The following is a 3,692-nucleotide window of genomic DNA, read 5'->3' as shown; positions in this document are numbered from 1 at the left end:
CTTGGCGGTCGCTGCCGGCATCATGGCGGCGATCGGCGACATCAGCCGGTTCAACAGCCCGCAGAAGCTGGTGAGCTATTTTGGGCTGAACCCGCGGGTACGGCAGTCCGGACTGGGCGCCGCCCATCACGGCCGCATCAGCAAGATCGGCCGCAGTCACGCGCGCGCCATGCTGGTCGAGGCGGCCTGGGCAGCGGCCAAGGCGCCCGGTCCGCTGCATGCGTTTTTCGTGCGCATCCGCGCCCGGCGCGGCCATCAGATCGCCGCGGTGGCCGTGGCCCGGAAGCTCACCGTGCTTTGCTGGCATTTGTTGACGAAGGGCGAGGATTACCTGTGGGCGCGCCCGGCACTGGTCGCCATTAAGACCCGCGCGATGCAGCTTCAAGCCGGACATCCGCAACAGAAAGGCAGCCGGCGTGGGCCAGCGTATGCCTACAACATCAAGGCATTGCGCGACCGCGAGATGTTGATTGCCGCACAGGCGGAGCAAAGCTACGAGCGCTTGGTGACGCAATGGAAACCACGGCGGCCAAAAACCGGCGCGCGGGCGCCTCAACTCGGCAAGACAAAATAGGGCAGCCTGGTGGCGCTTGCAGCCGATGCGCCACGCTTCGCCACGAGGTCGCCCGCGCCCACCCAGGATAATCCCGCCTGACGGCAAGTGCCAGCCAGGAATGCAGTCCCGTTCCACGCCAGCATGCCGCCGTGCTCGGGCCGGTCAAGGCCAAGCCTTGCGGTGGCCGCAAACGCGGCCAGCCTTGACCGCCCCTGCGCGCGGCGGCTGCGAGATCGATGGCCGGGACGGAAGAATGGCCCGCGGCGCAGCCGAACAAAAGAATGGACGTACGCGATTTCTGCAATCGTCATCTCGGTCATGAAAAAAATCGCTTGTCCATCTCATCCGTGGAATGCAGCTTGGTGCGGTGCTGCGGTGGGAACGTCATATAGGCCAGCACGTCTGGCTCGGCCTCATCCATGAAGGGCGCGAGCTTTGGCAGTTTGGGACGGAGCTGGTCGGCGACCTTGCGCCACTAAGCCCTGGCCGCTTCGGCATCGTCCTGGGCAAAGGCGGTGGCGATGAAGGCGGAGACGACACGCCGGCCGCTCTTGCCGGCATGCGCCAGGACGTTGCGCATGAAGTGCACGCGGCAATGCTGCCAGGTAGCATTGAGCACCTTGTTGACGGTAGCTTTGATGCCCTCATGAGCGTCGGAGACCACCAGCTTTACGCCGCGAAGCCCGCGGCGGGCGAGCTTGCGCAGTAACGCCGTCCAGAACGTCTCGGCCTCGGACGGGCCGATATCCATGCCCAGAATCTCGCGCCGGCCGTCACTGTTGACGCCGACGGCGATGATTACCGCAACCGACACGATGCGGCCATTCTGGCGCACCTTCACGTAGGTGGCATCGATCCACAGATACGGCCAATCGCCTTCGATCGGGCGGGCGAGGAACGCCTTCACCTTGTCGTCGATCTCGCCGCAGAGCCGGCTCACCTGGCTCTTGGAGATCCCGCTCATGCCCATTGCCTGCACCAGATCGTCCACCGAGCGGGTCGAGACGCCCTGCACATAGGCTTCCTGCACCACGGCGATGAGCGCCTTCTCGGCCATCCGGCGGGGCTCCAGGAAGCCCGGAAAGTAGGAGCCCTTGCGCAGCTTGGGGATGCGCAGCTCGACCGCGCCGGCACGCGTCTCCCAAGTCCGGTCGCGATAGCCGTTGCGCTGCGCCAGGCGCTCGGCGCACTTCTCGCCATAGGCCGCCCCGGTCTGGCCTTCGACTTCCAGCTCCATCAGACGCTGGGCGGCAAAGCCGATCATCTCGCGCAACAGATCGGCGTCAGGGGTCTTCTCCACGAGCGTGCGAAGGTTCATCATCTCGTCGGTCATCGGTGGCTCCTCGAATCAGGTTGGTGTCAGCAACCCGACCTACCGGCGAACCGCCGGTGACCACGCAAAGCCGCCCGCCCGCTACGGCGCTATTGCGGGCGCGCGTGCGGGCGGCTTTGCTCTACCGAGCTACACCACCACAGGGGAGTACGTCATGCCAAGCTGATGATTGCTTGTGGGTGGAAGTCCCATCCGGCCAAAGCCGAAGCAGGCAAGCCGGGACCGAGTCTTGCGGGCGTCGCGGTAACGCGAGGTCTGAAGTGTAGACAGGAGCCATGCGGGGTGCGGGAATGAGCCTCGAAAGGTGGATGTTCGCGGAGGCCGAGTGTGTTCCCTAGTCACGAAGGCAGCATGAGCATCGTCGTTATGCGACACGATGCGGCTCCCGTCGGGGTCGATGGCCGCATCACGCATGGAAGGCAATCATCGGAACATGAGAGGCCCGACCGGGTCCATTGGATTGGTCTCCAGTGGGGGACAGCGGCAAGGCACAGCCAGAGCCGCGGTCCGAGCTGAGGTCGGGAGTCGGACTGGTCCATAGTACCTGTGAAGTCGTCGAAGGAAACGAGACGTATGGAGGGAAGGGGTCAGCCCGAGGGGAGCCCGCGCGAGAAGGCCAGGGTCCGGACACAGAGCCGGGTTGCCTTGCCGCCGAACCTCGATCGGGTGAACGCGGCGGCCAAGCAGGCTGCCCAAACCCGGTTCACAGCCTTGCTGCACCACATCGACGAGGACGCTCTGCTTCGGGCGTTTCGACGACAAAAGCGGCAGGCCAGCGCGGGGGTCGATGGGGCAACGGTGACGAAGTACGAAGAGGGGCTGACGGATAACATCCGCGACCTCTGCGGACGGGTCCACACTGGTCGCTACCGGCCACAGCCGGTGCGGCGAGTCTACATCCCCAAAGTCGATGGCGGTAAGCGACCTCTCGGTGTGCCGGCGCTAGAGGACAAGATCGTCCAAAGCGCGGTGGCCGAGGTGTTGAGCGCCGTCTACCTTGAGAGCGGCGAGAAGCAAGAAACGGACAGGGGTACCCCGCAAGGGGCGGGCATCAGCCCGCTTCTCGCCAACGTCTTCCTGCACTACGTCCTCGATCTCTGGGCCCACCAATGGCGCCGTCGCCATGCACGCGGTCGCGTTGTGACCGTGCGCTATGCCGACGACTTCGTCATGGGCTTCGAGAGCAAGGCGGATGCGCAGGAGATGCTCTTGGCCCTCAAGGTGCGGCTGGCCAGCTTCGGCCTGACGCTCCATGAGAACAAGACGCGGCTGATCGAGTTTGGCCGGTTCGCGGCCCTCTCGCGTCAGCGGCGGGGCGAGCGGCGGCCAGAGACCTTCGCCTTCCTCGGCTTTACCCACTACTGCGGGCGGACCCGAGATGGCCGGTTCATCGTGAAGCACAAGACGGAAGGGAAACGCCTGACGCGCAAGCTGACGGCGTTGCGCCAGGAGGCCTGGCGGCTCATGCACGCGCCACTGGCCACGCAGTACGAGTGGTTCGCCGCCGTTCTGCGCGGGCACTATGGCTACTATGGCAGGCCGCACAACTATCCAGCGCTCAATGGCTTCTACCGCGAAGTGCGTCGAACCTGGCTGCGTTGTCTGAGACGGCGCAGCCAGAAAAGTCGGCGCATGAGCTGGCCGGAGTTCGAGACCCTGACGGCACGCTTCCGCCTGCCAACTCCACGCATCACTCGCACATGGGCAGCGATCCCCCGCCGCATCGGCCGCGAGCGCGCCTGCTTCCTGGCAATCTCCGGCGCCGAACTCAAGCTTGCGACGGCCCTCGCTTGGGGCCTTGTG

At 65.3% G+C, this 3,692-nt stretch carries 3 protein-coding genes and 1 pseudogene; 2 read left to right on the top strand and 2 right to left on the bottom strand.

Annotated features, from left to right (window positions below):
- Positions 1-574 (top strand): transposase (locus IVA74_RS05315; RefSeq protein ID WP_247340595.1); only part of this gene is annotated, 574 nt, incomplete at its 5' end.
- Here IVA74_RS05315 and IVA74_RS05310 read toward each other — a convergent pair.
- Both IVA74_RS05310 and IVA74_RS05305 read right to left on the bottom strand, forming a co-directional pair.
- Positions 553-876 (bottom strand): hypothetical protein, encoded by a 324-nt coding sequence (locus IVA74_RS05310; protein WP_247337951.1) that lies wholly within the window; start codon positions 874-876, stop codon positions 553-555. The genes IVA74_RS05315 and IVA74_RS05310 overlap by 22 nt on opposite strands.
- A gap of 14 nt (positions 877-890) precedes the next feature.
- A pseudogene (locus IVA74_RS05305) lies at positions 891-1,889 on the bottom strand (IS256 family transposase); the annotation flags it as partial.
- 546 nt (positions 1,890-2,435) lie between these two features.
- Here IVA74_RS05305 and IVA74_RS05300 point away from each other — a divergent pair.
- Positions 2,436-3,692: reverse transcriptase domain-containing protein (locus IVA74_RS05300; protein ID WP_346730919.1), on the top strand; the 1,257-nt coding region annotated here is incomplete at its 3' end.

The organism is Bradyrhizobium sp. 132, from assembly GCF_023074185.1.
In the GTDB taxonomy this organism is placed as follows: Bacteria; Pseudomonadota; Alphaproteobacteria; order Rhizobiales; family Xanthobacteraceae; genus Bradyrhizobium.
This window is presented reverse-complemented; position numbering and strand designations above follow the sequence as displayed.

Bases quoted from the DNA above. Each gene is read 5' to 3' on its own strand.
- IVA74_RS05310 (WP_247337951.1), bottom strand. From the start codon at position 876: ATGACCGAGATGACGATTGCAGAAATCGCGTACGTCCATTCTTTTGTT.